Origin of the sequence: Paenibacillus caseinilyticus (assembly GCF_027533645.1) — a bacterium.
Classification (GTDB): domain Bacteria; phylum Bacillota; class Bacilli; order Paenibacillales; family NBRC-103111; genus Paenibacillus_G; species Paenibacillus_G caseinilyticus.
The window spans coordinates 79170-105328 of record NZ_JAQAGY010000022.1; the positions used below are offsets into that span (position 1 = coordinate 79170).

At 58.5% G+C, this 26159-nt stretch carries 25 protein-coding genes; 3 read left to right on the forward strand and 22 right to left on the reverse strand.

All coding sequences use genetic code 11. The annotated features are described in order from the left end of the window. Positions 1 to 6: 6 nt before the first annotated feature. The 5 genes from O9H32_RS25595 to zwf all read right to left on the reverse strand — a co-directional run bounded on the left by O9H32_RS25595 (position 7) and on the right by zwf (position 6536). Positions 7 to 1131, reverse strand: coding sequence for a glycosyltransferase family 4 protein (locus O9H32_RS25595; RefSeq protein ID WP_269868965.1), 1125 nt, complete (start codon positions 1129 to 1131; stop codon positions 7 to 9). 264 nt (positions 1132 to 1395) lie between these two features. Further along, on the reverse strand, positions 1396 to 2979 hold the full coding sequence (locus O9H32_RS25600) for a peptide chain release factor 3 (RefSeq protein ID WP_269868966.1): 1584 nt from the start codon (positions 2977 to 2979) through the stop codon (positions 1396 to 1398). Between the two features lie 55 nt (positions 2980 to 3034). Further along, positions 3035 to 4078 (reverse strand): metallophosphoesterase family protein, encoded by a 1044-nt coding sequence (locus tag O9H32_RS25605; protein ID WP_269868967.1) that lies wholly within the window; start codon positions 4076 to 4078, stop codon positions 3035 to 3037. Positions 4079 to 4329: 251 nt separating this feature from the next. Beyond that, positions 4330 to 4953 (reverse strand): cyclase family protein, encoded by a 624-nt coding sequence (locus O9H32_RS25610; protein WP_269868997.1) that lies wholly within the window; start codon positions 4951 to 4953, stop codon positions 4330 to 4332. 56 nt (positions 4954 to 5009) lie between these two features. Then, positions 5010 to 6536: a glucose-6-phosphate dehydrogenase gene (gene zwf / locus O9H32_RS25615; RefSeq protein ID WP_269868968.1), complete on the reverse strand. Its 1527-nt coding sequence runs from the start codon at positions 6534 to 6536 to the stop codon at positions 5010 to 5012. A gap of 285 nt (positions 6537 to 6821) precedes the next feature. Here zwf and O9H32_RS25620 point away from each other — a divergent pair, with 285 nt between their 5' ends. Then, positions 6822 to 7178: a hypothetical protein gene (locus O9H32_RS25620; RefSeq protein WP_269868969.1), complete on the forward strand. Its 357-nt coding sequence runs from the start codon at positions 6822 to 6824 to the stop codon at positions 7176 to 7178. Positions 7179 to 7320: 142 nt separating this feature from the next. On the opposite strand, the gene O9H32_RS25625 is transcribed toward O9H32_RS25620, so the two are convergent. Together O9H32_RS25625 and O9H32_RS25630 are read right to left on the reverse strand one after the other, a co-directional pair. After that, positions 7321 to 10911, reverse strand: coding sequence for an S-layer homology domain-containing protein (locus O9H32_RS25625; protein WP_269868970.1), 3591 nt, complete (start codon positions 10909 to 10911; stop codon positions 7321 to 7323). A 280-nt stretch (positions 10912 to 11191) separates the two neighbouring features. After that, positions 11192 to 11638, reverse strand: a complete 447-nt coding sequence (locus O9H32_RS25630) for a GNAT family N-acetyltransferase (RefSeq protein ID WP_269868971.1) — start codon at positions 11636 to 11638, stop codon at positions 11192 to 11194. Positions 11639 to 12036: 398 nt separating this feature from the next. On the opposite strand from O9H32_RS25630, the gene O9H32_RS25635 reads away from it, so the two are divergent. Continuing rightward, complete coding sequence (locus O9H32_RS25635; RefSeq protein WP_269868972.1) at positions 12037 to 12399, forward strand: hypothetical protein; 363 nt, start codon at positions 12037 to 12039, stop codon at positions 12397 to 12399. Positions 12400 to 12509: 110 nt separating this feature from the next. Here O9H32_RS25635 and O9H32_RS25640 read toward each other — a convergent pair whose 3' ends face one another. The 9 genes from O9H32_RS25640 to O9H32_RS25680 form a co-directional block, all read right to left on the reverse strand. Then, positions 12510 to 12800, reverse strand: a complete 291-nt coding sequence (locus O9H32_RS25640; protein WP_269868973.1) for a hypothetical protein — start codon at positions 12798 to 12800, stop codon at positions 12510 to 12512. A gap of 290 nt (positions 12801 to 13090) precedes the next feature. Beyond that, the gene (locus tag O9H32_RS25645; RefSeq protein WP_269868974.1) at positions 13091 to 13735 is read right to left on the reverse strand and encodes a hypothetical protein; all 645 of its coding nucleotides are present in this window, start codon (positions 13733 to 13735) and stop codon (positions 13091 to 13093) included. Positions 13736 to 13982: 247 nt separating this feature from the next. After that, positions 13983 to 14630 (reverse strand): response regulator, encoded by a 648-nt coding sequence (locus O9H32_RS25650; RefSeq protein WP_269868975.1) that lies wholly within the window; start codon positions 14628 to 14630, stop codon positions 13983 to 13985. Next, a complete protein-coding gene (locus O9H32_RS25655; protein ID WP_269868976.1) occupies positions 14611 to 15687 on the reverse strand; it encodes a sensor histidine kinase in 1077 nt (358 codons plus the stop codon). The genes O9H32_RS25650 and O9H32_RS25655 overlap by 20 nt, the downstream gene beginning before the upstream one ends. 68 nt (positions 15688 to 15755) lie before the next feature. Continuing rightward, positions 15756 to 16406 (reverse strand): cell wall-active antibiotics response protein LiaF, encoded by a 651-nt coding sequence (gene liaF / locus O9H32_RS25660; protein ID WP_269868977.1) that lies wholly within the window; start codon positions 16404 to 16406, stop codon positions 15756 to 15758. Positions 16407 to 16582: 176 nt separating this feature from the next. Continuing rightward, positions 16583 to 17278: a PspA/IM30 family protein gene (locus tag O9H32_RS25665; RefSeq protein WP_269868978.1), complete on the reverse strand. Its 696-nt coding sequence runs from the start codon at positions 17276 to 17278 to the stop codon at positions 16583 to 16585. 2 nt (positions 17279 to 17280) lie between these two features. Further along, complete coding sequence (locus O9H32_RS25670) at positions 17281 to 17790, reverse strand: PspC domain-containing protein (RefSeq protein WP_269868979.1); 510 nt, start codon at positions 17788 to 17790, stop codon at positions 17281 to 17283. Beyond that, on the reverse strand, positions 17787 to 18455 hold the full coding sequence (locus tag O9H32_RS25675) for a PspA/IM30 family protein (protein WP_269868980.1): 669 nt from the start codon (positions 18453 to 18455) through the stop codon (positions 17787 to 17789). The genes O9H32_RS25670 and O9H32_RS25675 overlap by 4 nt, the downstream gene beginning before the upstream one ends. A gap of 80 nt (positions 18456 to 18535) precedes the next feature. After that, entirely contained in the window at positions 18536 to 18835 is a 300-nt protein-coding gene (locus tag O9H32_RS25680; RefSeq protein ID WP_269868981.1) for a LiaF transmembrane domain-containing protein, read from the reverse strand. Between the two features lie 241 nt (positions 18836 to 19076). Here O9H32_RS25680 and O9H32_RS25685 point away from each other — a divergent pair, with 241 nt between their 5' ends. Continuing rightward, the gene (locus O9H32_RS25685; RefSeq protein ID WP_269868982.1) at positions 19077 to 19565 is read left to right on the forward strand and encodes a hypothetical protein; all 489 of its coding nucleotides are present in this window, start codon (positions 19077 to 19079) and stop codon (positions 19563 to 19565) included. Between the two features lie 47 nt (positions 19566 to 19612). On the opposite strand, the gene O9H32_RS25690 is transcribed toward O9H32_RS25685, so the two are convergent. The 6 genes from O9H32_RS25690 to O9H32_RS25715 form a co-directional block, all read right to left on the reverse strand. Beyond that, positions 19613 to 20404, reverse strand: a complete 792-nt coding sequence (locus O9H32_RS25690; RefSeq protein ID WP_269868983.1) for a VOC family protein — start codon at positions 20402 to 20404, stop codon at positions 19613 to 19615. 179 nt (positions 20405 to 20583) lie between these two features. Next, positions 20584 to 21837, reverse strand: a complete 1254-nt coding sequence (locus tag O9H32_RS25695; RefSeq protein ID WP_269868998.1) for an MFS transporter — start codon at positions 21835 to 21837, stop codon at positions 20584 to 20586. Between the two features lie 7 nt (positions 21838 to 21844). Further along, positions 21845 to 23047, reverse strand: a complete 1203-nt coding sequence (locus O9H32_RS25700; protein ID WP_269868984.1) for an ATP-grasp domain-containing protein — start codon at positions 23045 to 23047, stop codon at positions 21845 to 21847. Between the two features lie 12 nt (positions 23048 to 23059). Continuing rightward, on the reverse strand, positions 23060 to 24319 hold the full coding sequence (locus tag O9H32_RS25705) for an ATP-grasp domain-containing protein (RefSeq protein WP_269868985.1): 1260 nt from the start codon (positions 24317 to 24319) through the stop codon (positions 23060 to 23062). A gap of 13 nt (positions 24320 to 24332) precedes the next feature. After that, positions 24333 to 25085: a class I SAM-dependent methyltransferase gene (locus O9H32_RS25710; protein WP_269868986.1), complete on the reverse strand. Its 753-nt coding sequence runs from the start codon at positions 25083 to 25085 to the stop codon at positions 24333 to 24335. Continuing rightward, the gene (locus O9H32_RS25715) at positions 25057 to 25827 is read right to left on the reverse strand and encodes a HalD/BesD family halogenase (protein ID WP_269868987.1); all 771 of its coding nucleotides are present in this window, start codon (positions 25825 to 25827) and stop codon (positions 25057 to 25059) included. The genes O9H32_RS25710 and O9H32_RS25715 overlap by 29 nt, the downstream gene beginning before the upstream one ends. Between the last annotated feature and the right edge of the window lie 332 nt (positions 25828 to 26159).

A 26159-nucleotide genomic window follows, 5' to 3' on the forward strand; every position in this document is an offset into this window, starting at 1 on the left:
GGCTACCTACCTTTCCTGATTGCTCCTTGCGGCTTCGAGCACCCCGGAGAGCCGGGCGGCGGTCCGCTTCCAGGTGTAACGCCGCAGCACCGCCCGTCTGCCCGCCGCAGCCAGCCTCCCCGCCTGCCGTGGAGACGTCATCACCCTCCGGATCGCTGAGGCATACCCCTCCGGCCTGCGGAAGTTCTTCACGAGAAGGCCGGTGCGGCCGTGCCTTACCAGTTCGCGGATCCCTCCGTTCGATGCGGCGATGACCGGAATGCCGCAGGCCATGGCTTCGGCGTTCACAAGGCCGAACGCTTCGTGCCCTTGGGACGGACAGACGAAGCAGTCGGCCCCCTGGTAGACCTGCGGCATCCTGCCGTGAGGCACCGTCCCGAGGAACCGGGTCGCGACTCCCAGCCGGCGGGAGAGCCTTCGCAGCTCCGCCTCGTAGGCCGGCGATCCGGAGCCGCCAGCCACCACCAGCCGCACAGATTGCGGGACGCCCCCCGACGCCAGCTTCACCGCCCGCATCAGCACCGGGATGCCCTTCTGGCGGATCAACCGGCCGCAGTACAGCACCGTGAAGGGACGGCGCTTGTGCTCCTTTAGCTCCGTCGTCCTCCGACGGGACGGCGTGAAGCGCTGCGGATCCACGCCTAGGGGAATCCGGTGAATCTTCGATGCCGCGTCAGGGAACCTCCGCGAGATTTCCTTCCGAAGTGAGGAGCTGTTCACCAAGATGAGATCGGCGCGCCCCAAGCAGGCGGCTGCCGCACGCCGTGCAATCCGCCGCCTCGAAACAAAATTCAAGGAATGAAGAAACAGGGCGACAGGCGTTCGAGGGAACAGGGACTTGAACGGAAGAATGAACCTTGGCCGGTTATCCACCTGGATGATGTCATACGACCGGCCGCGGACAACCTGCAGCACCGTATGAAGGTATCGCTTCGGAGATCCTGTCTTCACCCGTTCTATGGTCAGACCTCCCTCTACCGAGCGCCTGGGAAGTCCCGGAGCTTCTCTGGACAGAAGGGTGACCTGATGCCGCTTGGCCAGCTGCCTGGCGATCGACAGCATACAAATTTCCACGGACGTGCTGGCCGACGGGACGGGATACTGCTCCGGCGCTACGAGTAAGATCCGCATAGTGCGCCCTGCCTTTCTTGAACTGACTTCCTGGAACCCACCATATTGTATGCCCCGCCGGAGCGCTTGGTTAGGGATAGCGGCCTACCCGGTTTGGCCTAAACTCCTTTTCTTCCGCAGCCGGCAAGACGCAGTTCGTCCGCTGCGGGCAGCGCGATCCTTCATTTCCCGGGTCATAGGAGCAGGCTGCCCAAAGCAATGGCGCGGCAAAAAGCCCCGTACGGTCCACAGACCGGTACGGGGCTCTCCATACGAAGCGCAGACTTACGGCGCCATTTCCAGAAACTTCAGATTCGGATTCTTCTCCATCGATGTGCGAAGCGCATACTCGTTCTCGAACAGCGCCACATGGTTGCCTTTCTTGTCTTTCACGAGCTGGGAATTGATGCGGAACTTCGACGGATCGATATCGTCGCCGACCAGCCAGCGGGCGAACTGATAGCTCATCCGCGAGAGCTGCACATCCACGCCGTACTCGCCCTTCATCCGATACTCGAACACCTCGAACTGCAGCTGCCCGACCACACCGAGGATCATATCCTCGAAGCCGATCGTCTTGAAGACCTGGATCGTGCCTTCCTCCGTGAGCTGGTCGACGCCCTTCTGGAACTGCTTGTGCTTCAAGGCATTCTTGACCGTCACCTTGGAGAAAATCTCCGGCGAGAACGTAGGCAGCTCGTCGAACTCAATGCCGCCCCCCTGCGCGAGCGAATCCCCGATCCGGAAGATCCCGGGATCGAACAGGCCGATGATGTCGCCGGGATAAGCATCCTCGACAATATCGCGGTCTTGGGCCAGGAACTGCTGCGGCTGGGCCAGCTTGATGTCCTTGCCCGCACGCACGTGCTTCACGGACATGCCCCGCTCGAATTTGCCGGAGCAGATCCGCAGGAACGCGATCCGGTCGCGGTGGGCCGGGTTCATGTTCGCTTGGATCTTGAAGATGTAGCCCGTGAACTTTTCGCTCAGCGGGTCGATCTCGCCGACATTGCTCTTGCGCGTGGTCGGAATCGGCGCCAGCTGCAGGAAGTTCTCCAGGAAGGTCTGTACGCCGAAGTTATTGATCGCACTGCCGAAGAAGACCGGCGTCAGCTCGCCGCTGCGCACCTTCTCGTAGTCGAATTCGTCGCCGGCTACATCCAGCAGCTCGAGATCCTGCACGAGCTGGTCGTAGAAGAACTCCCCAGCGATTTCCTTGACGATCGGATCCTCATACCCGCTGACCTTGCGTACCCGGATCTCCCGGTGATCGTCCCCCTGGAAGAGCTCCACCTGGGTCAGCTTGCGGTCGTATACGCCGCAGAACTGTTTGCCCATGCCGATCGGCCAGTTCATCGGATACGAGCGGATCCCGAGCACCTGTTCCAATTCCTCGAGCAGGTCGAACGGGTTCTGTCCTTCGCGGTCGAGCTTGTTGATGAAGGTGAAGATCGGAATGCCCCGTTTGCGGCAGACCTGGAACAGCTTCTTCGTCTGCGCCTCTACCCCTTTGGCGGAGTCGATCAGCATCACGGCGCTGTCGGCTGCGGTCAGCGTACGGTACGTGTCCTCGCTGAAATCCTGGTGGCCCGGGGTATCGAGAATGTTCACCCGGTGGCCGTTATAATCGAACTGCATGACCGACGAAGTAACGGAGATGCCCCGCTGCTTCTCGATTTCCATCCAGTCGCTTGTCGCATGGCGGCTTGCTTTGCGGCCCTTGACCGTACCGGCGAGACGGATGGCGCCCCCGAAGAGGAGCAGTTTTTCCGTCAGGGTCGTTTTCCCCGCATCGGGGTGGGAGATGATGGCGAAGGTGCGGCGCTTTTGTACTTCTTCTTTCAATTTCTCGGATATTCCGTTGCTCATATCTTCAAGAGTTCCTCTCTGAACTTGTATTGGAACTGCGGATGGGTCCCGGGGATTAAGCGAGCTTGACCGTCCAGTCGGCTTCCTTCAGCCAGGCGCCCCCTGCCAGATCCCTGCCCCGCAGCGTAACCCGGTCCCGGTATACTTGAACGTACAGCGCCTGCGCCTTCTCTTTGGCGGCATTCTGGTAGCTGCGGTTCAGCACGCGGCCGACCGAGGAATTGTGAAAATAATGGTACCCTTCCCGGACGTAATGCTCCGTCGTCCCATGGAAGTCCTGATGCCGGTGGCCGGCAAAGACGAAGACATTCTTGTAAGGCTTCAGCAGCTCGCGGAATTTCTTCGCCCGGATGAGCTGGTGGGAGCCGCCGTCCTGACCGGCGGGGGGCAGCGGCTGGTGGGTCATCACGAACACCGGTCTGCCGTCCTTGTGTGCCGCGAGCTTCTCCTTCAGCCAGTTCAGCTGCTCATCCGAGTACCAGGCCCCTTCGCCGACCTCCGGCTTCTCCTGCACGTAGGTTTCCTGGGACAGCAGGATGACGTGATGATTGTTGATCCACGCATCATGATACGGCTTCTCCAGGCCAAAGAAAGTCTGGAACCGCTCGCGCGACCCTTGGTCCGTCTTGCCGTTCGGCGCCGACGCTTTGTTGAAGGCCCCGAACTTATCGATCCAGATATCATAATAATCGTGGTTCCCCATATTCGCCAGCACGGGAGGAAGCGTGTAGGCCGACAGAATCTTCTTCAGTTCCCTGTAATCCTTCTCCCGCCCGTACTCGGTCAGATCCCCGGTAATGACAAGCGCATCGACGGGAGAGCCCAGACGCTGCAGATCGTCCATGCCCTGCTTCAGATGCTTGATCGTATTGGGATCGTCCTCGGATATATGGAGGTCGCTGAATATCATCATCGAGAACAGCGGTTCTTTCGTATCGGTTCCCTGGTCTGCCGGGGGTACGGCGGCCGGCTGCGGATCAGGCTGCTCCAGCACCAGAACCTCTTCCTGTGCTTTGAGCAGTTTGTACAGACCGGTGCCCGCTGCTCCCAGTATCACCAGAATGCCGAGCAATAAGCGGATAAATGTACGCCGTGTCACAATGGTCTCAGCCTCCCGGTCGTTCCTATGCTGCTTTACATTCGTTCATCCCTATATTATACCGCGTTTTGCCTTGTATTGCATACAGCCAGCCAAAAAATAGCATGAGCCGCACGGGATTCTCCCAACCTGAACGGCAGGCCGAGATGGAATCCGCCTCCGCAGGCCCTGGACACTGCCAATAACCCGGCGCAGCCCGCGCCGGGTTATTCGTGTGCTCGCTATTTCTGGCTCATCGGCCTACCGCCGCTCTAAGAACCCATAAGGAAGGCCCGTGCCGGAGCGGCTTCGATGCCTTCGAGCTTCAGCGGCGCCAAGACGAAGAAGTAACTTCCGGCCGGCACGTCCTTCAGCCGCAGGCCCTCAAGGATCAGCACACCGCGCCGCATCAGGGAGCGGTGCGTGGGGTACCCTTCCTGCGACCGCTCGATACCCAGGCCGTCTACTCCGACGCCCTTGATGCCCAGCTGCGCAAGATACTCCGCGCCGTCCTGCTTCACATAAACGAACCCGTCGTCCCAAGCCTCGGAGTAGGAGTTCTTCGTCTTGAGCAGGATCCACTCCCCCGGCTGAATCGCCAGCGGCTCCAGATCCGCACGGGTGATGCCGTCCTCCACACGGGTGAGATCAAGCACCCGCGCCGGACCGATCAGGTCCTGCAGCGGAATCGATTCGATCTGTGCCCCATCCGGAAGCATGTGCAGCGGGGCATCCAGATGCGTGCCCGTATGGGCATCGAGGGAGATCCGCGTTTCGTGGGTCTCCCCCGTATCGTGGCTGCGCACCGTCTGGAAGACGGGACGGTTGTGTTCCAGGTCCTTCCAGACCTGCATCTGCGGACGGATCACCGACGAGATGTCGTACAGCTTCAGCAATCCGAACGCCTCCCTCTCGTTATCTTCCGGCAGCACGTCATCCTTCCAGCGACGGATTAGACGAGGGTACGGCCGTTCTCCCAAGCCACTTCGCCTTCGTCTTGTCCGTTCACCGGCCACCAGCGGAAGCCGTCCTCGGCTACGAGCTGCTGCGCTTTCTCCGGTCCCCATGTGCCTGCGCTGTACAGCTGCAGGTCTTCGGTACGGTCGCCCCATTCGGCGGCAATTTTGTCGACGTACTTCCAAGCCAGCGCCACTTCATCCCAGCGGGTAAAGTAAGTGGAATCGCCGCGGGCAGCGTCATAGATCAGACGCTCGTACGCTTCAGGCGTGTTGAGCCCAACCTGGCAGCTCTGGCAGAAGTCCATCGCCACCGGCACGATCGTGCCTTCGGAGCCCGGCTGTTTCGCATTCATTTTGAAATAAATGCCCTCCATCGGGTTGACCCGGAACACGAGCAGATTCGGCTCCAGCTTATGCTTGCGGGAGAGATAGACGTTGTTCGGCACATTCTTGAATTCCACCACAACCTCGGTGGTCTTCACCGGCAGGCGCTTGCCTGTGCGGATATAGAACGGCACGCCCGCCCAGCGGAAGTTATCCACGAACACCCGGGCGGCGAAGTACGTCTCCGTCGTCGACTCGGGATTCACCGAATCCTCGTCGCGGTAAGCGCGCACCTGCTGGCCCTTCATCGTCCCGTCGGCATATTGGCCGCGCACCGTGTTGGCACGCACCTCGGCCGCCGTCTGGAACCCGCGGAGGCTGCGGAACACCTTTACCTTCTCGTCCCGGATATCCTCCGGATGCATACGGCTCGGCGGTTCCATCGCCATGATCGCCAGCATCTGCAGCATATGGTTCTGGCCCATATCGCGCAGGGCGCCGGAGTGGTCGTAGTATCCGCCCCGCTCTTCGACACCTACGGTCTCGCTGAGCGTAATCTGGATGTTGGCGATATACTTGTTGTTCCACAGCGGCTCGAAGAAGGCATTGGCGAACCGCACGACGTTGATGTTCTGCACCATCTCCTTGCCGAGATAGTGGTCGATCCGGTAAATATCCTTCTCCTCGAACACCTGGCGGATCTCCGCATTGAGCTTCTCAGCCGACTGCAGATCGTAACCGAACGGCTTCTCGATCACGAGGCGGTTCCAGCCTGCCGACTCCAGCAGCCCGCCCTCCTTGAGGTTATGGGATACGCTCCCGAAGAGTTCAGGCGACAACGCGAGGTAGTGCAGGCGGTTGCCGCCTATCTCGAACTTGGCATCGAGCTCATCGGTCAGCTCCCGCAGCTGCTTGAACCCGTCCACATTGTTGATATCGAGCGACATGTATTGGAAATGCTCGGCAAACGACTCCCACTGCTCGTCCTTCGTCACCTTGTAACGGGCGAACTCCTCGATCGACTGATGCAGGTCATCGCGAAACTGCTCGTTCGTACGGGGCCGGCGCGCCAGGCCGATAACGGCGAAGCGGTCGCCCAGCTTACGCTCCCGGTACAGGCTGTAGAACGCCGGAAAAAGCTTGCGCCGGGCCAAATCCCCGGTCGCTCCGAAAATCAAGTACACGGCACTGGTCATGTTTACCTCATTCTTTCTTTAGTTGGAATGGGAGGCAACAGGCAAATGCTGCCTGTCCTTCTTCATCCCTTAGCATATCGAAAACCGGAAGCAGATTCAATACTGCGAGAAGGATTCTCAATAATAATCGGGCGGAAAACTCGGCAAATGACGGCCGCCACTGGCAAATGCCCTCCTATTTCTGGAAGACATTGGACAACTGCCGAATGGGCGACCGCCCGGAACTCCGGGACAGATGCCGCATAAACTGGAATGTAGAATGCACCCTTACGGAGGCGAACCCCCATGAAACGGATTCATAACATCTGCGAAGAAGAATGCAAACCCCATTACGGCAAGCCTGTCGTCCTGCTGCTTCGGGACGGCAGCGAGATATACGGCACCTTGAGCCGGATCAGCGACGGCAAGCTCGTCCTGAACGAAGTCGAAGAAGCCGGCGGCGCTTCCAATCTGGCCGTAGCCGGCAAGAAATCCCTCGCCCGTAAAAAAGGCAGAACCGCCAAAAAAGCAGGCCGGCCCGACGCATCGACCCAATCCCTAGGCAATGGACCTTATCCCGGCCCCTACCCGTATACCCCCTTCTATCCGTCCCCGATCCTGCTGGACCTTGCGCTGATTGCGCTGCTCTTCGTGCTGATCTGATTCGCCCGCGCCGAGGCGAGGATAAGACAGCTGCGGGTTCACATGCGACGCGGTTCACAAAAAGGGCTGTTTCCCCCATGGGAAGCAGCCCTTTTTGGCTTGTTACGCTATCATCCGCGCCCCCTCTGTGGGGTACGGGCCATCAAAAATCCAAGCGCTGCAGGAGACGCTTCAGCATCGCAGTCGCCTGGGCGCGCGTCGTGTTCGCCTGCGGCTGGAACATCCGGTCGGTCACGCCCTGCATGAAGCCCTGTTCCAGCGCGAAGGCCACGGCCTCCTGCGCCCATGGGGCTACCTTCGCCCCGTCGCGGAACCGGCTCAGCGGCCCGCCGGCGGCACTGCCCGGCGGCACGGCTGGGCTGCCCGGACCGATGATGCCTCCGGCGGCACCGTCCGCCGCTCCGTCATCGAAGCTCTCGTCCGCTCCGGCCAGGGTTCCGGCCGGAGGCGAAGCTTCGCCTGCCGGATCCGCCTGCACGGCCGGCTGCTGGCCGGAGGCAAAGCGGATCGCCCGCTGGAACAAGGTGGCAGTCTGCTCCCGGGTCACGACCTGCATCGGACGGAATGTGCCGTCCTCGTAGCCGTCGATCAGACCTGCTTTGACCGCTTCGGCCACAGCTCCCGCGTACCAGGCGTCCGGCCCGACGTCCCGGAAGCCGGACTCGCCGTTCCCTCCCGGCGCATTCTCCAGTCCGATCGCCCGTACTAGCAGTACGGACAGTTCGGCCCGGGTGATTGCCTGGTCCGGAGCGAAGCGCTGTTCATCCAGCCCGGTGACGACGCCCTTGGATGCAAGCTCTTCAATGTCCGCCTTCGCCCAGTGGGCCGCCGTGTCCGCGAAGGACTTCGCCGCGGCTTTGACGGTGAAGATGCCGCCCTGCGGGGCTTTGACCGTCAGCGTCTGCCGTCCGTCCGGAGCCGTCCCGGACTTCGCCGGCAGGTAGCCCCAGCTGCCCGTCTGCGGATCGAGCCACATGGCGGACGGCTGGCCGGCCCCGGCAGCGGCGCCCTCCAGGGTCACCGTACGCTCGACGTACTGGCCTTCGTAATCCGTCACCTCCTGGCTTCCGCTGAGAAGCTGCAGCTCCACCGGATGCGGAAGCAGCAGACTGGCGCCCTCTTTGGCTGCCAATTCCTGGGCGAGTGTGCTCGCCTGGTCCGTGCGGACCTTCGTCACGATCGAGAGAATCCCCGAGCCGTCACCGGCTGCCGCAGCCTTCTGCAGCAGAGCCGCAGGCAGGCTTCCTTTGAACGAAGGCAGCTGGACTGCCACCCGGATTCCCGCCGCCGTCGTCCCGTTCAGGAATGGAGCCGCGGGCAGATTCACGATTGCCGAATCGCCTGCGCCGGCCGCCTGGATAATCACCGTGCCCGTGCCAACGCCGCTCAGCGCCTCGGACAGCGACGCCTCATCTACCGTCCCTTGGCTCTGGACTTCGCCCTCCGGGGTCATCCCGGACTGCATCGTCGCCGTGATCGTCCGCTCCTGTCCGGCGGGGGCAGGAGTATAGCTGGTGCTGCCATCATAACCGGTGCCGTTGTTGTAGCCGTGGCTGCCGTTCCCTGCCCCGCCATTGGACTGCAGCTGGGTTCCGTCCGTCCCCGCGCTTCCCGCCGTAGCCGAAACATTGAGCTTCGTGGAGCGGTTCCCGGCCGCATCCTCCGCCTCCACGGAGAACTGGTAATTTTGACCCGCGGTCAGTCCTGTAACCGTATAGCTGCGGGAAGATTCCGAGAGGGACGTGAGCTCCGTGGAGCCCTGGAACACGTTATAGGCCGTGACATCCACGTTGTCGGTGGCGCCGCCCCAAGTAAGGGTCACCTGGGAGTCCCCGGCGTCCGCAGCCGTCAGCTCCGCCCCGCTGTCCCATGTGGGGGTCTGTGTATCGCTGCTGCCCGATACGCTGACATAAGCGGTAGCGGTCGTTCCGCCGTACGAAGCCGTGATCGTAGCGCTGCCCGCCGCGTGCCCGCGCACATAGCCGCTCGTGTCGGCCGTCGCTACGGAAGGATTCGAGCTGGTGTAGCTGGCCGAGGAGGTTACAACCGAATCGTAATCATTGTCATAATCATAGTCGTTATTGTAGGAATTATTGTAATAGGCCGTCAGCGAGAAATAACTGCTTCCTCCCGCATTCAGCGAGAAGGAGCTCGGAGAGAAGGTCAGGGACGAAATCCCGTTGTAACTCGACCCGCTCACCGATACGGATGCGTCGTAAGTCAGTCCCCCGTAGCTCACCTTGATGTTCGTCGTGCCGGATGTGCTGCCGGCCTTCAGCACACCGGCTGAAGATACGGAAGCGATCCACGTCGAGCTGCTCGAGAAGGTGGCTTCGTCCGTCACATCCTGCGAGGTGCCGTCGGCATAATAGGCCGTAACCGTCAGCGAGTACGATTGCCCCCGGTAGAGATTCGCCGGCACATCGACCGATAACGAATCGAGCGTCGTATGAGAATCCCCTACGGTAATATGCGCCGTAATGCTCTTCCCGCCATAGGTGACGGTCAGGTCGGTCTGTCCCAGCGCCACCGCCCGCAGGGTGCCACGCGAGGTGACCGAAGCAACAGCCGGATTCGAGGAAGCGAACGTGACGCCGCTGTTCAGCTCCTCGGTCGATCCGTCCGAGTACAGGGCACTGGCCGTGAGTTCCTTAACGTCTCCGATAGCCAGCTGCGCCGGTGCGTCCACTCCGATCGACTGCAGCTCCCGCAGCGGACCGACCGTCAGCTCCACTTGGGTCGAGATCCCGCCGTACGAGACAGTGATGACCGCTTCCCCTTCCGCCCGGGCGGTCAAGACTCCCTTGGAGGACACGGATACAACGGAAGGACGGGAGCTCGCATACTTGATCCCCTGCGTCACGGCTTCTTCCGAACCATCGTCGTACAGAGCCGTGACTTCCAGCTGATGGGTCTTCCCTTTGCCGAGACGGGCCGGAGCGTTCGTTTCGAGCGCCTCCAGGCTTGTGGCCGTCCCTACAGTAACTTCAGCCGCAGCTTTCTTCCCGCCGTACGTTACGGTAATCTTGGCCTCTCCCTCCGTCTTGGCCTTAAGCACGCCTGCCGCCGTTACCGAGACGATCTTCGGCTTGCTGGAGACATAGGCGGCGGAGGCCGTCACATCTTCCGTGCGGCCGTCCGAGTATACGGCCAGGACCTGAAGCGGATGGGCATCCCCCTGCTCGAGCTGGAGATCGGTCTCTTCGAGCCGGATCTCCGAGAGCGCGCTCTCCGGAGGAACCTCCGCCGCCGAGCCATAGACCTGGAATTCCGCAATGGCCCTCTTGCCGCCTGTACTTCCGGAGGTCGTAATCCGGACATACCGGGCCGCCACATTCCCCGAATCCACGTAGCCCGTACCTGCCGGCACAGTGGTATTCTTCATCCGGCTCGCATAAGGGTACCAGGTTTCATTGTCGCTGGAGAACTCGATCACATATTTATAAATGCTGCTGCGGTCCGTATACACAGTCCGGATCTGGCGTACATCGTAACGCTGGCCAAGATCCACCATCAGCCATGGAGGCGTCTGGCTGCTCCCGGGCGACCAGGAGGTCCCCATGTTCCCATCGAGCGCCCGGGCGGGTCCGTAGGTTGCCCCCGTGACACTGCTTGCCGCAGCTTTCTTTCCTTGTGAGACCGGCACTTCCGCATGAGCGGAGGAACTAACGCCTATTGAACCTGCCATTCCCAGTCCCAGCGTTAGGAACAGCAGTGTCATCCATTGTTTCATCAATCATCCCTCCATTCTGTAGGTCTAGGTTATAACAGCTGCCGGGAACGGACGAAGCAGTATAAGGCTGCGGGCAATATACTTCTTAACCGTTGAACCAAAGGTGCGCAGAGGCTGCATGATAACGCTTTCTCCATTTTACCAGAATGTGGGTTGCGTCAATAGGTACTGTGAACTTAATTTACAAAAAAATAACCTTTGCTCGAACCTTGTCGATCAAGGATTTTTAATAAGAAAAGCCCCCGTTTCGACTCGGAAGCTCCCTTCGGCAAAGCATATGCTACATCAGCGGCTTGATCATCAGGTAGCAGCGGAGACGGCTATCGTAATGAACCGCCTGATAACCGAGCCGGACATAGAAGCGCTGGGCGGAGGCATTCGCCTCATCCACCCACAATTCGACCTCCCTGCAGCCGTACATGCCCGCTGTCCGTTCGGCCTTCTCCATCAGCCTCCGGCCGATGCCAAGGCCTTGGTAGGCACGGCCCACCGCAAGCAGATCGACGCGAAGCCTCTCCCGTTCCTTCGGCTTCAGCAGAATAAAACCCGCCGGCTTGCGTCCGGCCGCCGTATCGACATAAGTCAGGCCTTCTGCAAGCCGCTTGCGGATCGCGGACGGCCTGAGCTGCAGCCCCGGCTTCGTCTGCCTTGCATAAGGCAGGAGCAGGTCTTCGATCAATTTGAATATAATGGTGTCGTCCTGGCGGGGGATTCGTTTGCGGATCATGGGCAGTACCGCCTTCCTGTACATAGCTTCTCTCTGCTAGCTTATGAGGAGCGGAGGAGGAAGGTTAATGTATTGCTTCCCATGATGCAGAAGGGGCAGTGGATTCGATGCTTCTTTCGGGGGGAGGGGGGGGTACGCGGTTCTTGGGGCATCTATTTCCTACTTCATGTATTTCTTGGCAACAAAAGCCAAAAAGGCGATGGATAACACCAATACGCCGGCAATGACAATCCAGTGAACCCAGTTCATCAGGGGCACGAGCTCCTTCGGTTAAGGCTAATTGATAGATTATCATACGATATCCGCCAAGAATGTGTCAAGGACTGTAATTTACGGCAGCGGCAGGCTGGGGTATAATGGAGACAGATCATCGGAACAATCGAACGGAGGGCGGTCATATGATTACAGCAGTAGCGAAGGTCACGGGAATTTACCGTTCCGAGGCGCAGTGGCAGGAAGCGGAAGAACGCCGTCTCCTCCACTTGGCGGATGCCGCGGCCGCCCGGCGGAAACCGGCAGGACGCTCCCCTCAGACGTCGGCCGCCTATGACCGCGAGACCGGGCAGGCGGCCAAGGGACCTGCGGATGTATCCCAGGCCGCGGCGGCCGCAAGCCTCCGCAGACTCATACCGCCGGCCCAGGGCGGAGGCCCGGGTAACCTGCCTATGGCCGGTTCGCAGGTGCTGCGCCAGAGGCCGAATCCGTACGGGCAGGGGAAGCCTGCTTCCTTCACCGGCCTGCTTCTGGATACCTATGCCTAGTCCGGTTTACCCTGCACAGCATGGAGCAGTCCCCCAACGGACCGCCCCATGCTTTTTTTTCGTGGATGCCCGCAGCGGCAGATTCCCCGGAGCTCCCTGCCGATCCCCTATCAAGCCTCTTCATGCGCCCCGCGGCTCCTTACCTTCAAAGCATGACGCACGGCTGTCGCCTTCACCCGCTTCTCCCGCTCCTGCGGCGCAGCCTCATAGAAGGGTTCGGACCCGTACAGTTCCAGCAGCGCCTCCTTCGCCGCAGCCAAGGCTCCTTCCTCGCTTTGCAGCAGATAGTAAGCAACCTGATAAGCATAACCTTCGTATATTTTCAGCACCTCGGTTTTGGCCTTGATGGTCCATCGCATTCCCGCAGGCTCACTAACTTCCAAAGCCGCTCCCGTCATCATCTCTTCCCCTCTCCCTGAACCCAAGGGATGCTATCTGCCCCTACTGCAGTCAGCATCCGTACTGGAATTTGCACCATACAGGTTTAGACGACACGGAGCGCCTCTACCTCTCATCCCTTAAGAAATCTTTAAGATTTCATCTCGAGGGAGCCGTCAGCCACAGATGAGAGGAGACGCTTTTGGCGTTATTTTAAGGAGAGGTGCTGTACCAGGAGCCCCCAGAGAACGCAGAATAGGCCGGTCGCTTCCCAGCGCACGGCCCACATAGCAACGGCATATATTTCGTCCGATTAGTTCATCCACCTGTAGCTGGACTTCCGTTCCCGGCCTTTCGGGTCGTCTTTGCTCTCGTCCTTGCCGCTTCCGCCTAGAGGTGTAACCTCCAGGATCTCCGAAATCTCCAGCTGATCTTGCGCCGGATCCGTTGCCAGATCTTCCGCCGCTCCCGATCGTGCGGCAGCCTGTTTCTCCTGTTCTACGGCAGCCGCTTGCTTCAGGTAAGCGTCACGGCTGATTTCCATCCGGAATTGGTGCTGCTTCGACTCCCAGGTCATTTTGTCCTGCTGGACGTTCTGCTCGATCGCCTTGCTCAGGAGCTGCTTCAGCGCTTCTTTGGTCTTGTCGGCTTGGAATCCGACTCCGTCCGGCGTAAAGTGGGTGTAGAAGGCTTTCAGCATTTCGAGCTGCTGCATCATCCGTTTCTTCTCCGCCTCGTCCGGGTCGCCTTCCTTCCGGCGCTGCTCCTGCTCCTGCCACTCTTTGGCTTCCTGTTTCTTCTTCTCAATCTCGTCGAACGGCTCGACCGGTTTCATGTCGCCGACTTCCGGACCTTGTTCCTGCTGCGGATAAGCGGGATACCCATCTGGAATCTGATAAAGGTCGAAAGCGTTTTTTCTCGTATGTACGGCCGTAAGCGGAACAATCCCGAGTGCCATATCGTATCCTCTCCTGGTGTCTGAATATGTGTGTGTATACACTTATTGTAATGGCAGGACCCCTTCGGACTCAAGTGGAAAATAGATCATTAGGCCTATAAACTGTACTGTAAATCTTGGTATCTTCCTAGGCACTGACGAATCCCCATTGCCCCTTAAGCTCTTATCTATCAAAAAAACCGCTGTTTGGCTTAAGCCCCAGCGGTTTGGCGGGACGGCTCTGCCGCCTCCCCGTCCATGATCCCTCTTATTCCACCAATCCCTGCTTGAACGCATAAATAGCCGCCTGCGTCCGGTCTTCCACGCCGAGCTTCGCCAAGATGTTCGTCACATGGAATTTCACTGTCTTCACCCCGATGAACAACTCATCGGCCACATCCTGATTGGATTTGCCCGAGGCGATCAGCCGGAGCACCTCCATCTCGCGTTCGGTCAGCTCCTCATGCGGCATATGGGCCGGCTTCGGCTGGCGGAAGCGGTTCATGAGCTTCGAAGCCACCTGCGATTCGAGGACCGATTGTCCGTTTACCGCTGCCCGGATGGCCTGTGCGATCTCCGCCGCCCGCGACGTTTTGAGCAGGTAGCTGAATGCGCCGGCCTCAATGACCGGGTAGATCTTCTCGTCGTCGATGAAGCTCGTCAGCACGATCACCTTGCAGTCCGGATGCTGCTGGAGCAGCCGCCGGGTTGTCTCGATGCCGTCCATCCCGTCCATGACCAGATCCATCAGCACGACATCCGGCCTGTATTCCAAGGCGAGCCGGATTCCCTCCTGCCCGCCGCTGGCTTCGCCTACCACTTCGATTCCGTCCTCAGTACCGAGAACGGCCGCCAGTCCGATCCTTACCATCTCGTGGTCATCCACGAGAAGCACCTTAATCGTCGTCTCCTCCATCGGGAGCCCCCCCTTCCGCTACGATCGGTATGCGTATTTCGATCCGGGTTCCTTTGCCCGGTGCCGTAATGAGATTCATCGAGCCGCCGATTTCGTTCACCCGTTCATGCATGGTCACGATGCCGTACGATGCCTGTTTCTTCGTATCGAGGTCGAAGCCGACCCCGTCGTCACGAATCAACATACGTACTGCATCAGGGGAAGGTTTCACGAGCCTTAACTCCATGCGGGTTGCCTTGGAGTGACGCAGGGCATTGGACATGGCTTCCTGCGCGATCCGGAAGAGATGGTCTTCGATCCCCTTCGGCAGCTTGATCTCTTCTGATAATTCCCAATCCATCTGCATGGGGACTTTGGATGCCAGCTCTTGCATCAGCTCGATGAGCCCTTCGGAGAGCCGTTTGCCCTCCAGGTGGACCGGCCGAAGATGCAGCAGCAGCGCACGCATCTCGGACTGCGCTACCGAGGCCATCTCCTCGATGAGGTAGATTTGCCGCTGGGCCTTATCGAAGTCCTTATCGAGCGTGCGGAGGGCCGCCGTGGCCGTCATCGAGATGGCGAAGAGCTGCTGGGACACCGCATCGTGCAGCTCGCGGGCGAGCCGCTGCCGCTCCTCGACGATGGCCGAATACTTGGCCTTCTGCGCGAGCTGGGCATTGTTGCTCGACAGCCGCTGGAGCGACGATACCTGCTCCTCCCACTTCTTCGTGATGGCATTGAGCTGTTCGCCGAGGCGCCCGATCTCATCCTCCCCAAGCGGAGGGACGGAGCGGCTCAGGTTGCCCTTCTCGAGCGAGATCATCACCTCGCGCAGGGTCTCCAGCCGGTGCTTCATCCGGGAGCTGTACCATAAGCCGTAGGAACCGCCGATGAGCACGACGACCGCGATCATCGAGAGGGAGAGCAGAATGCCCTCCTGCCACGTCCCGAACGGTCTCAAGTAGCCGCCCGATTGAAGGAAGTAGATCAGGACGGCAAACAAAACAAGGCTGAGCCCGATCGACTCCGCCATGCTTCGCCATATCATGTTGACCAGCCGTTTGCCTTGTCTGTCCATTCTCCCGCTCCTAACACCGTTTGGATAGTTCCTAGCGTATTCCAATATGATTACGATAAAGACGGGAATTACACAATTTTTATATCAATGTCGGCGACAATGTACGAGATCTCGAGACGCAGCTGCCGCTCGGCCGTCCAATAGTTCGGGGACTGCCAGACCATCTTGTTCAGTACGCCGGCTTCCTTGTCATATCCTACACTCGTCTGACCGAAGAGCACGGACGCCGTTACGCTCACGCCCATATCCTCGGGCACGATGAGATCAATATCCGCGATCACGCCTTGGAGGACGATAGTCGTCTCCTTCTGCTCGGTAATCGCGTAGCTGAGATCCATCTGAAGCTCTCCGAGCACATTCCAGATCGACATGTTCCTTAGAATCCAGGGGTCCCGGCCCCAGCGGATACTTTCGATAAGACTCTGCTTCCTGACATGGCGCTCGTCTTTGTGGACTTTGCGCATCTTATTATAGAAGAAACCCAGGGAGATCAGGATCACGGCCGCGATCAGAGGAAGGTTCCCTCCCAGGAGCAGCAGCCCGCCGATCAGCAGGAGCAGGTAGCCTTTGCGCTCCGCGCCCGAACGGATCTTGTGAACCCCCATAAGAAGAAGAAAGAGGGCCAGGACGGTGAAGAAACTAAGATGATTGTCCGCCAACAGGAACAACCCTGCACCGATCAGCACGAGCGCCATGTTGCGGTTTCTTTTGCGGTACATCCGCGCCGCCCCCTTTCGTAGATTCTGGATGTCCAGCCTTGGCAGGTTCCCGTATTTCCGCCAAAAGCCACGGCGGACTTCTCCCGCCATGGCTTTGGCCTTTCATAGCATATCATAACGGGCTGACCGCTCCAAGCGGTTTTTGCGCCAGCCCTCAGCTAAGGCAGATCGAACGGTTACGCCTGCTCCGAAGACAGCTTTTCTTTGAGCAGCGCGAGCTGATCATCGATTTTTTGCTGCTTCGCCGCATCGGCCGCCGGAGCCGCCGCGAATACGGAACCGGCGTAGGCCGAACCGACATAAGGCTTGCGGGCAATCTCAGCTTCCACCTCAAGCGACATGATCTTCTCTTCCATCCGGCGGAAGCCTTGGACGGCACTGCCGCCTTCGATTACGTTATTCGCAGTCACCTCGGCCATCTGCTTCTTCGCTTTAGCCAGCTGGGCGCGGGAGACCAGTTCGCTGCGCTTGTTGCGCATTTGGTAGTAGGCGTCCTTCATCTCATGCAGCTGCTGCACCAGCTCGGCCGCTTGGGCCTTTGCGCCTTCATACAGGTCTGTATATTCCGTAACTTTGCCGTCATGATACAGTTTTTGCTCGAGTGCCTGGCGGGCGGCCGCTTCCTGTCCGGCTTGCAGCGCTTCCTTGGCTCCGGCTTCGGCTTGGGAAGCGAGACGGACCGACTCTTCCAGACGTTCCTTCAGCTTTCGCTCGGAGGCGATCTGGCGGGCTACCGTTACTTCCGCCGTCGTGATTTCCTCTTCCATATCGCGGAGATACTGGTTCAGCATAATAATCGGATCTTCAACTTTGTCCAGCAGTTCATGCATCGAAGCTTTCGTCATATCTTTAATTCTCGAGAATACACCCATGGTTACACATCTCCCTTAGATTGTTTTTGTTGTTTTTCGTACTGTTCCACCTTGGAGCGGAGTTCTTCGATCTCTTTCCACATGGCCTTCTTTTCGATATCTTTCATCATGTCATCCAGGTCGCTTGCCGCAGCCTGCGGCTCGTTTTGGCCGGCTGCCTGCTTATATTCCGCTTCGTGGTGGCCTCTCCAGCCGTATTTTTGAGCTTTGCGGTAGTGTCTCTCAGCGCGGCGCCAATCTTTCCAGGAGCCGTAAGAGGGATCATATCCGTGCCCTCCCCCACCGCAAGGTCCTGCGCCATATCCCGCGCCAGGTCCCCCGCCGGTCCACGGCTCAGTGGGAATCACCAGCGCTGCGATGAAGTACAGAGGAATCACCGCGCCCCCCGTGAACAAGGTCGTCACGACCACAGTCAATCGGAGCAGGGTAGGGTCTACGTTCATTACATCGCCAAGCCCGCCGCAGAGACCCGTAATTTTGCGGTCCGTGCGGGATCGGTACAGTTTCGTCATCGACGGTTCCATCCTTCCTCTTCTAGTTTGCTGCGCAGTTTGGCGAGCTCCTGGTCGACTGCGGAGCCGGCTGCCGTCCAGGCCTCCCGGACCTGGCTCCGGACTTCACGCAGCGTGCGCGCCGACAGTTCCATGTCGCTGACCCGCTCTTCCAGCCGGTCGAACATCCGCGGGCTTACTCCGCCGCCCATGGAGCGCAGCCGTTCATTCATCCGCTGCTGCAGCCTTACGCTCTCCAAGCGGGCGATATAATAGCTGCGTTTGGAAGCCACTTCGTCGAAGTCGGCTTTGAGCCCCTGCACCTGCTCTTCGAGCTCCACAATGCCATGTTTACTTTGTTCATAGAGCGCTTTGTACTGCACCGCCTTTTCTTCCTGCTGCATTTTCTCTTGCAGAGCCAGGCGGGCAACCTCTTCCTCTCCGGCCTTCAGGGCCAGAAGCGCCTGCCCTTCGCGCCGCTCCTTGAGCTGTTCCGCCGCTATGTATTGCTGGCGGAGAGAGGAAGCATGGGATAGACACTGCTGCAGGAGCCGCTCGGATTCCCGGATCTGCTCGGATTGGGATGCCAGATATTTGTCGATCAGGCGAACCGGATCCTCCGACTGCTCCAGCATTTCGTTAAAATGGGCGACCGTAAGATCACGGAATCGTTTGCCGATACTCATTCTTGTTCTACCACCTTTGTTTGGGATTCTTGCCCGGTCGAAGCTGCCGGTTTCTTCTATGCCATCCTTGCGCCTCGCGGCTAGTAAGCTGACTTGCCTCGGAGCAGTGTGACGCCGTACCAGATAAGGCCCGCCGCGAACAGGATCGCAATCACGCCCGACATTTTGCCGATCAGCACCATACCGCCGATCAGGATCAGCGCCGCGCCAATGAACGTTTTGCCGTTGTTCATTCCGACGAAGCCGAGTCCGACGAGAGCCGCCGGGAAGAGGAAGCCCATCAAGTGATGCCCAACGTGCAGGCCCATCTTGCTTGCGAGGATCATGGCGCCTACTCCGATGAAGAGAAGCGCGAATCCCGTATGCCGGTTCATTCTCATGTGCATTCACCGCCTTTCAAGTTTGGGTGTCGCTTGCTTATGTCCTTATTCTAGGTGAAACCGGGCGCTTCCAAAACGGACCTGCGGCGGTTTTTGGCACTGGACCTAAGTCCAGTACCCTGCCCGGCTGAAGGACAGAAGGAGGCAGGACCTGTAGAAGACACATCGGAATAAACGGACAGCCGCCTGGTATACAATAGGAACAAACCCATTCGTTACACTAAGAAAGGGGGCGTCTTTCTTGGGACGGATCCTTATGCCGGGCACCGCCGCGCGGACGGCGGCCCTTCTCCTGCTGGCCGCCGCCGCCTTCTTCCTCCCATCTTCCCGGCCTGCACATGCTGTGACGGGAGACCACCTGCCTCCCGTACAAATCTATGCCCCTCTATTGGACAAGGTGGTCCGGGTGCTCCCGAACACGGAAGAGATCCGCTCGAGTGCAGCGTCTTGGCTGGCCGCCGCTGACGGTCTCTCCCCGGGGCTGCGCATCCGGGAGGAGAGCCGACTGGTCCTTCGGATCCCCCTGCACCCGCCGCTCGCCGTCTCCAAGGCCCGACTTTCTTTCCACTGCCGCGAACTGTTCCTACTCGTTCCGCTCCCCGGGGCAAAAGAAAATCCCCAGCTGCTCGCTTTCGGCACTGGGGATGGAACCTATGTATTCGATTGTGCATGGAGCAAGCTGCAGCCCTTCTGGGAACGCTACGGCCTGGCCGATTTGCCTTATCAATAATCTTGCCTGCTACCCGTTCAAGGTGCAGCCGCCGAGCTGCCGCGCACTCAGCGGCTCTGCGAGATCGTCAGAATATTCCCGTCCCCGTCCCGAAGGTTGAAGAATGAGACACGCGGGGTCCGGGCGATGCCGAAGACGTCTTCGAACTCGAGTTCCTGCGCCCTGCGGTATGCCGCATCGATGTCGCCGGTCTCCAGCTTGAAGAGCACAGCTCCCCGCTCTGGAAGCGGAACCTTCTCCATGCCGCTGCTATCGAGGATGAGATCGGTGCCGTTCTCCAGCCGGAAGACATGCTGCTGCTCCTGACGGTCCTCGGTACGCACCTCGATCCCCAGCAGCCGCCCGTACTGGTCTGCAGAGCGGTCCAGATTCCGCACCCACAGGACCACGGAGTCGATGCGGCTTTCCACCGGGGATTCCGCTGCCTCCGCCCCGCCCTTCGGTCCGTCGATCCCGCCGAAGGCAAGTCCGTAGCCGTCGCAATCCTGCACGACGAACTCCTTCCATGGCCCTCCATCCGGATAGATGACCGGCTCGCCGCCGAAGACGGCGCCCTTGCTCCGGAATTCTTCATACAGCGCATCGAGCGCTTCCCAGTTTTCAACGTAGGCATACACGTCATACGCCAGGGGCTCTCCGGTCTGCGGAGGATTCGGACGCACGGCTGACGGGTCCGGCGCCTGCAGCAGCTTCAAGGCCATTCCCCCCAGCCCGTCGCGCTCCACCCACCAATCCGTCACATTGAAACCAAGCACATCCCGGTAGAAGGACTTGGACCGCTCCAAGTCCGAGACCATCAGTACGCTCAGCGAACTGCCGATTTGCTTTTTGTCCGTCATCTTCCGTCTCCCCCTTATCGATCCCCAATATACGAATATATATTCGCATTATGGGAGGTTTTTCCTGCCCCTTTCCTTGACTTTAGCAAATCTTTATAATTCCCGGCTGCCCGCTTGTCGCAACAAGCACAAAAAAAACTTCTGCAGACCCGGCGGGCCGTACAGAAGCGGTGCCTTTCTTATCCAGTGGAAGATTCATCCCTTCTCTGCTTGACCGGCTCCCTTCCATGCATAGCGGACCGGATCAGCCAAGCCGTCACCAAGAGAAGTCCTGCCGCGGCAATAGCCAAATAAATGTACCGGATGTTGAGCACATCCGCCAAATAGCTGACGGTCAAATAAAGGACTAAGCCCGCATAAGAAGTTAAGGATTGAATGGCTGCAGCGACCCTTCCCATGAAGGCCGGATCTACCGTCTTCTGAATCGCCGTGTCGGTAATGATACGGATCATCGTGACCATCATCCCAAGAAAGAAATACCCTGCGGACGCCTGAACAATGGAAGAAGAGAGCGCAAACACAGTCAGTGCGCCACAGATCGCCAGGACGTAACCTTGGAGGAATCTTGTGCCGGACAGCAGGGCCACGGAAGTAACGGCAGCTCCCCCCAATATGGCGCCCGCTGCCCAGGACGCATCGATCATCCCCAGCGCTTCGGCCCCCAAGGATAAGATCCGGGTTGTAAATACGGGTAACAAGGTATTGCAGCCATTCAGCACGGTCAACATGAACAGTTGGCTGAGTATGATGACATATAGGGCCCGAAGTCGGAGTACATAGGACAATCCTTCGCGAAATTCAGCCGTCATTCCCTGCCGGACTGCCCCGGCAGACGCCTCTTGATGCTTCTCCTGTACAGGACGATACGGAAAAAGCGTCATGAGCAGCCCCGAGAGAAGGAAGGACAGAGCGTTGCATAGCATGGCCGCCGGCGGGCTGAACCAACCGGTGATAACCCCTCCCAAGGCGGCACCGACCAGCAATCCGACTTGATCTGCCATGCTTCCATAAGAATTTGCGGCAAGCAGCCGGTCTTTCGGGAAGGACTGCTGCAGCAAGCTTAGGGAAGAAGGAAGATGGAACCGCTCCATGACCGCCGCGAGGAATACGACGGCGTAGATCATCCAGATCTCCAGCACGCCCGTATAGTAACTCAGCGGCACCACACCGATGCACACGGCACGGATCCAATCCATCGCCATGCAGATCCGTTTCTTGTTCCACCGGTCCACATAGACGCCGATCCACGGAAAAAGAATGCCCGGCAGGCTGCCGATCACGAGCAGCCAGCCCATGGCCGACGCTCTCCCCGTCAGCTCGAGGATGAACCAGGACATGGCGATAAACTGCATCCCGTCGCCTATTGAGGAGACGAATACCGAACTGATGTAGGTGGTAAAGTGCCTTTTTTTGAACGCATTCCCCGGGTTCAGTACATCATCAGCTCACTTCAATATGGAGTTGCTGCAGAGCCTCCCGGACCCTGCGCTCCGCATCGTTCTGATTCTTCCCGTAAGCGGCGATACAGCCGGGACGCTCATCGGAATTCGTAAACGGTTTGACCACTTGGCCCTGCTGCAAGGAGAGCTCGAACCTCAGGATATTCCCGCTCTGCCTTACGGTCTCGGCTCCCCGGATTGACCCTACCGTGCCTTCCGGCAGCGTCAAGTAGCGGACAACCGCGGCTCCTTCCGGCTTCGCCTCCGGCATCTCGGAGACCTTACCCAGCAGCGCATCGAGCGTCAGTTCGAAAAAGTCCGTTCCGTACACTTGCTTGACCAGCTCGTAGATATAGTCTCCGCCAGTTCGCGTGTGGGACTCGATAATAATGGGTCCCTGCTGTGTTACCATCACTTCGGTATGCGACGGCCCGATCCGGTGGCCGATGGAATGCAGGAACGATATCACCAGTTCCCGGATCTCCTGCAGCTGTTCCGGCGGAAGCAGCGACGGAACGGTATGCCCGGTCTCGACGAAGTAAGGGGCGCCGGTTGTCAGCTTGTCCGTCATCCCGATTATGGCATGCTCCCCCCCGCAGGAGAAGGCCTCGACGCTAATCTCGGTCCCCTCCATGAACTTCTCGATGAGAATGACGTCTTGGCCGAAGAGCCCCTGCTTCGTACCGTTTACGGCCGCCTCCACTTCCTCCATCCGTTCAATCTTGTGAATCTGGAAGCTGCCCGCTCCCTTCACCGGCTTCATGATGACGGGCAATCCATGAGCCTCAATGAAACCGTGGGCCTCCTGCACCGTTCGGATCAGGGCATACGGAATAGAGGGAATCCCTTCCTCCGCCATGTGCTTGCGCATCATGCCCTTATCCTTGGTCAACAGGACTGGCTTCAAGGGGTTCCCATGGATCCCCGTCCTTTCCTGGACAAGGGCAGCGTTAAGCACGCCCATCTCCTGAAAGGATACGACGCAGTCATACGGCTCGAAGCCATGGAGGGCTTCCACCAGAGCCGGAATGCGGTCGTCATCAATCTTGCTTGTGAATAAATGATCGATATAAGCGTAATCTTCAGCCTTCAGGCTTGCTTTGTCCTGGATCAAGGTCAGTTCGAACCCTCTATCCTTCGCCTTCTTATAGAGGTCTCCCCAACCGCCGATCATGACCAGCCTGTTCTTGGGTCTCGTATCCATTCCGTCCCTCGCTCACACCAGTGTCGCTAACCGGAATATCTCTTTGTTCGCTTCCCATTCCCGGATTCTCGCGTAGTCGGCCAGAATCTGATCGCGGTCGCTATGCATCAAATAAATAATGCCGGGGTTCGAGAACAAATCCACGGTCCTCTCTACATGGTCGCCTACCTCGGGGGTATGGAACATGGCATAATAGGAAGGCAGGGAGGTCAGTTTGGTCTCCAGGAAGCTTTCCACCAGCGTCCCTGTTTCCTCCGAAGCGAGCGTCACGCAGTACAACTGTTTATGCAGCGTATAACCGGAGGCATGCTCCTTCAGGAAACGCTCCGGGTCGGCATACCGCAGTACGGAAGTGGTCACGTGGCTGCTGCCGATCGATTCCACCAAGGCTTCGTGCAGAATCGTCCCCTGCATCCTCGCTCCCGTTTCGATCAGGATAGGTCCCCGGTCCGTGAACATAATCTCCGTGTGCGAAGCCCCCTCCCGGATCTCCAGCGCATCCAATACGGAACACACATAGCTGCGGATCTGTTCCTGCACTTCCCCGTGGTAAGGCAGCAGCTCCTCGACATCGCAGATCATCGAAGCGCCGTCCACGCTCTTTTTGTTGTCCTTCCAAATTTCCGTGATGACATGTGTACCGTCCACGCTTACCGCATTGATGAAGTATTGTTGCCCCACCAGCAGTTCCTGGACCAAGGCCTCGGCGTTATAGGAGCCCATCCGGTTGGTCTGGAACAGAATGCGGCCGAGGGCCGTCTCCACTTCGTGGGGCGTATGACAGAAGTAGACCCCATCGGTACCCGCGCTGTCCAGCGGCTTGACTACCAGCGGCCATACCCCCTCGGCATCCGCCCACGCCGAGGCGGAGCCCGCTTCGGTGAAGCAGGCCTGCCGGACGGCCTGTACGCCGCAGGCCGCGAGAGCTTCGTTCATTTTATACTTGTTGCGTCTGCGCTCCGAAGAGCTTGGAGGATTGCCGGGCACCCCGAGGAGATCGGCCAGCTGGTCGGCAAGAATGACCCCTGTCTCGGTACCTGCGATGACATACGCGGGCGAGAATTCCCGGAGACTCTCCGCCGTTTCGGCGGGGTCGCCCAGATGAACGAAAGACGCCGCGAATTCATGGGAACGATACGCCGCTTCAAACTCTTCTCCTATAGAAGGAGAAGATTTGACATGAACAGCCCGGTACCCATACTTGGCGAATTCGGAAGCGAGCTCGGCCCCCGTCGAATAAGCATCGACTATACAGATGAATGGTTGCTGCATGTTCTTCTTCTCCTCACTTCTTGGTTGCGATAAGAATCAGATTATCCTCAAGCGCTTTGGGTTTGCCCTCGAGATCTCCGTAGACCGCCACTTCGCCGAATCCGATCCCCCGAAGGTAGCCAACCAGAAATTCTTTCTCATACAGCCGGGTGTGGCAGGTGAATCGGCGGTCTTCCTGAAGGTAAGTAACCTCCAGAATCCGGTTCGTCCAGTCCATCCGGACTTCTTCCGTGACGTCGCCGGTATAACGGTAGATGATCGGTTTCGTCCGGTCCAGTTTGGCCCGTGCCCGGTCCATGTCGGCCAGTTCCATAACCAGCTTCCCGCCGCTGCGCAAGGCGGCGCCCCAAGCATCAAGCGCACGCAGATCTTCTTCTTCGGTCTTGTAGTAGCCAAAGCTTGTGTACATATTGATAACGGCATCGAATCTACGGTCCGGGAGATGGCACATATCCGTCACGATATAATCCGGACCCGGATTCGAGCGCCTGGCTTCTTCGATCTGATCCTGGGACAAGTCCAGTCCCGTCACCTGATAGCCGAGCTTATGGAGGGCACCGCTGAAACGGCCGAAACCGCAGCATACGTCTAAGAGACAGGGGTACGTTTCTTTGGGGAGAAGCTTGGAGATGTGCCGGGCGTCTTCTTCCGTCGTTACATAACGGTTCAGGCCCTTCGAAGCCTGGACGAACGACATGCTGAATCCATCCGCCGGGTTGTCCACCGGAATTACATTATCAGACCATAGCGACTGTTCTGGTGTCATCAGGATAGATCTCCTCCATGGTTTCGTGTGAGATGTCATTGGAATCCAGATCCGCTTGGGACGCATAGCTGTAGATAATCACGGAGCGCTTGGAATCGCCCGTCAGTGGACTAATGCGGTGAAGCGTGGTGTTGGCCTTCATCAGATAACATACGCCTTCCGGCACATACATGCTGTTCGCCGTATGCTCTTTCAGCACTTTGGATACACAGTTGTCGGGGTCGGACTTGTCCCATACCGTGTGCGGGATGTATTCCACCAACGCGCCGTCGCCTACAGCCGGAGCCTCGACGATCCAGATCAGCGCGAAGGCATAATCGTCCCAATGCCAGCCGTGGGTGTCTCCAAGGTTGCGCTGGCTGTTAATAATGAACTCCTCGGGCTCATACGGTACTCGGTATACGGGCTCACCGCTGACTTCAGAGAGGAATTTCACGATGCTCGGGCTGCGGAAGAACGATGGAATGAGGTGTCCATGAGCTTGAATACTGTCGCGTCCCACGCTTAAGTAATGCCTCGGCGTATCCTCGGTCACACGCATGTTCAGATCGCGTCTGGCCGCATGCTCGTTCAGAAGAACTTTTGCTTCGGCCATCATCCCCCGTTTGATTGGATCGGGGAGGAGCGCTTCCAGGATGACCACCTGATTTTTTTTGAACTCTTCTTTGAGACCTTCCACGTAATCCGGAGAAAGGCTATTCAGATGATTCTCAACGATAATGTCATATTGGCTTTTGAACATAACACTCATCCTCCTAAGCATAATGAAAAGTTTGCGGCTATGGCAGCTTTTAAATTACAATGGAGGAAGGCGCTTCCCGGTCAAGGAAGTTCCTGCCTGAACGTCTGCGGATTCATGCCTCCAAGCGAAATCCGCAGGCGTTTTCTGTTCTTATTCGTTTGCAGATAAGGGAAGAAACCTGTCATAAGGAAATGGTTCGCGTGTGATGTTTTATATAATATTATGAAATCCCTCCCATTCTCCAGCAACCTGAATTTATATTATGGGAAAATATTCTATTCTGTCAACTAAATATTGTTAATATAGTATAATATTTTAATTCGTATGTAACC

Coding starts and splice junctions, on each gene's coding strand:
- O9H32_RS25675 (WP_269868980.1), bottom strand. CDS start 18,455: ATGAGTATCGGCAAACGATTCCGTGATCTTACGGTCGCCCATTTTAAC.
- O9H32_RS25705 (WP_269868985.1), bottom strand. CDS start 24,319: ATGCAGCAACCATTCATCTGTATAGTCGATGCTTATTCGACGGGGGCC.
- O9H32_RS25690 (WP_269868983.1), bottom strand. CDS start 20,404: ATGACGGACAAAAAGCAAATCGGCAGTTCGCTGAGCGTACTGATGGTC.
- O9H32_RS25625 (WP_269868970.1), bottom strand. CDS start 10,911: ATGAAACAATGGATGACACTGCTGTTCCTAACGCTGGGACTGGGAATG.
- liaF (WP_269868977.1), bottom strand. CDS start 16,406: ATGTACCGCAAAAGAAACCGCAACATGGCGCTCGTGCTGATCGGTGCA.
- O9H32_RS25715 (WP_269868987.1), bottom strand. CDS start 25,827: ATGTTCAAAAGCCAATATGACATTATCGTTGAGAATCATCTGAATAGC.
- O9H32_RS25680 (WP_269868981.1), bottom strand. CDS start 18,835: ATGAGAATGAACCGGCATACGGGATTCGCGCTTCTCTTCATCGGAGTA.
- O9H32_RS25710 (WP_269868986.1), bottom strand. CDS start 25,085: ATGACACCAGAACAGTCGCTATGGTCTGATAATGTAATTCCGGTGGAC.
- O9H32_RS25635 (WP_269868972.1), top strand. CDS start 12,037: ATGATTACAGCAGTAGCGAAGGTCACGGGAATTTACCGTTCCGAGGCG.
- O9H32_RS25650 (WP_269868975.1), bottom strand. CDS start 14,630: ATGGAGGAGACGACGATTAAGGTGCTTCTCGTGGATGACCACGAGATG.
- O9H32_RS25645 (WP_269868974.1), bottom strand. CDS start 13,735: ATGGCACTCGGGATTGTTCCGCTTACGGCCGTACATACGAGAAAAAAC.
- O9H32_RS25665 (WP_269868978.1), bottom strand. CDS start 17,278: ATGGGTGTATTCTCGAGAATTAAAGATATGACGAAAGCTTCGATGCAT.
- O9H32_RS25595 (WP_269868965.1), bottom strand. CDS start 1,131: ATGCGGATCTTACTCGTAGCGCCGGAGCAGTATCCCGTCCCGTCGGCC.
- O9H32_RS25670 (WP_269868979.1), bottom strand. CDS start 17,790: ATGACGAAACTGTACCGATCCCGCACGGACCGCAAAATTACGGGTCTC.
- zwf (WP_269868968.1), bottom strand. CDS start 6,536: ATGACCAGTGCCGTGTACTTGATTTTCGGAGCGACCGGGGATTTGGCC.
- O9H32_RS25700 (WP_269868984.1), bottom strand. CDS start 23,047: ATGGATACGAGACCCAAGAACAGGCTGGTCATGATCGGCGGTTGGGGA.
- O9H32_RS25630 (WP_269868971.1), bottom strand. CDS start 11,638: ATGATCCGCAAACGAATCCCCCGCCAGGACGACACCATTATATTCAAA.
- O9H32_RS25640 (WP_269868973.1), bottom strand. CDS start 12,800: ATGATGACGGGAGCGGCTTTGGAAGTTAGTGAGCCTGCGGGAATGCGA.
- O9H32_RS25620 (WP_269868969.1), top strand. CDS start 6,822: ATGAAACGGATTCATAACATCTGCGAAGAAGAATGCAAACCCCATTAC.
- O9H32_RS25655 (WP_269868976.1), bottom strand. CDS start 15,687: ATGGACAGACAAGGCAAACGGCTGGTCAACATGATATGGCGAAGCATG.
- O9H32_RS25600 (WP_269868966.1), bottom strand. CDS start 2,979: ATGAGCAACGGAATATCCGAGAAATTGAAAGAAGAAGTACAAAAGCGC.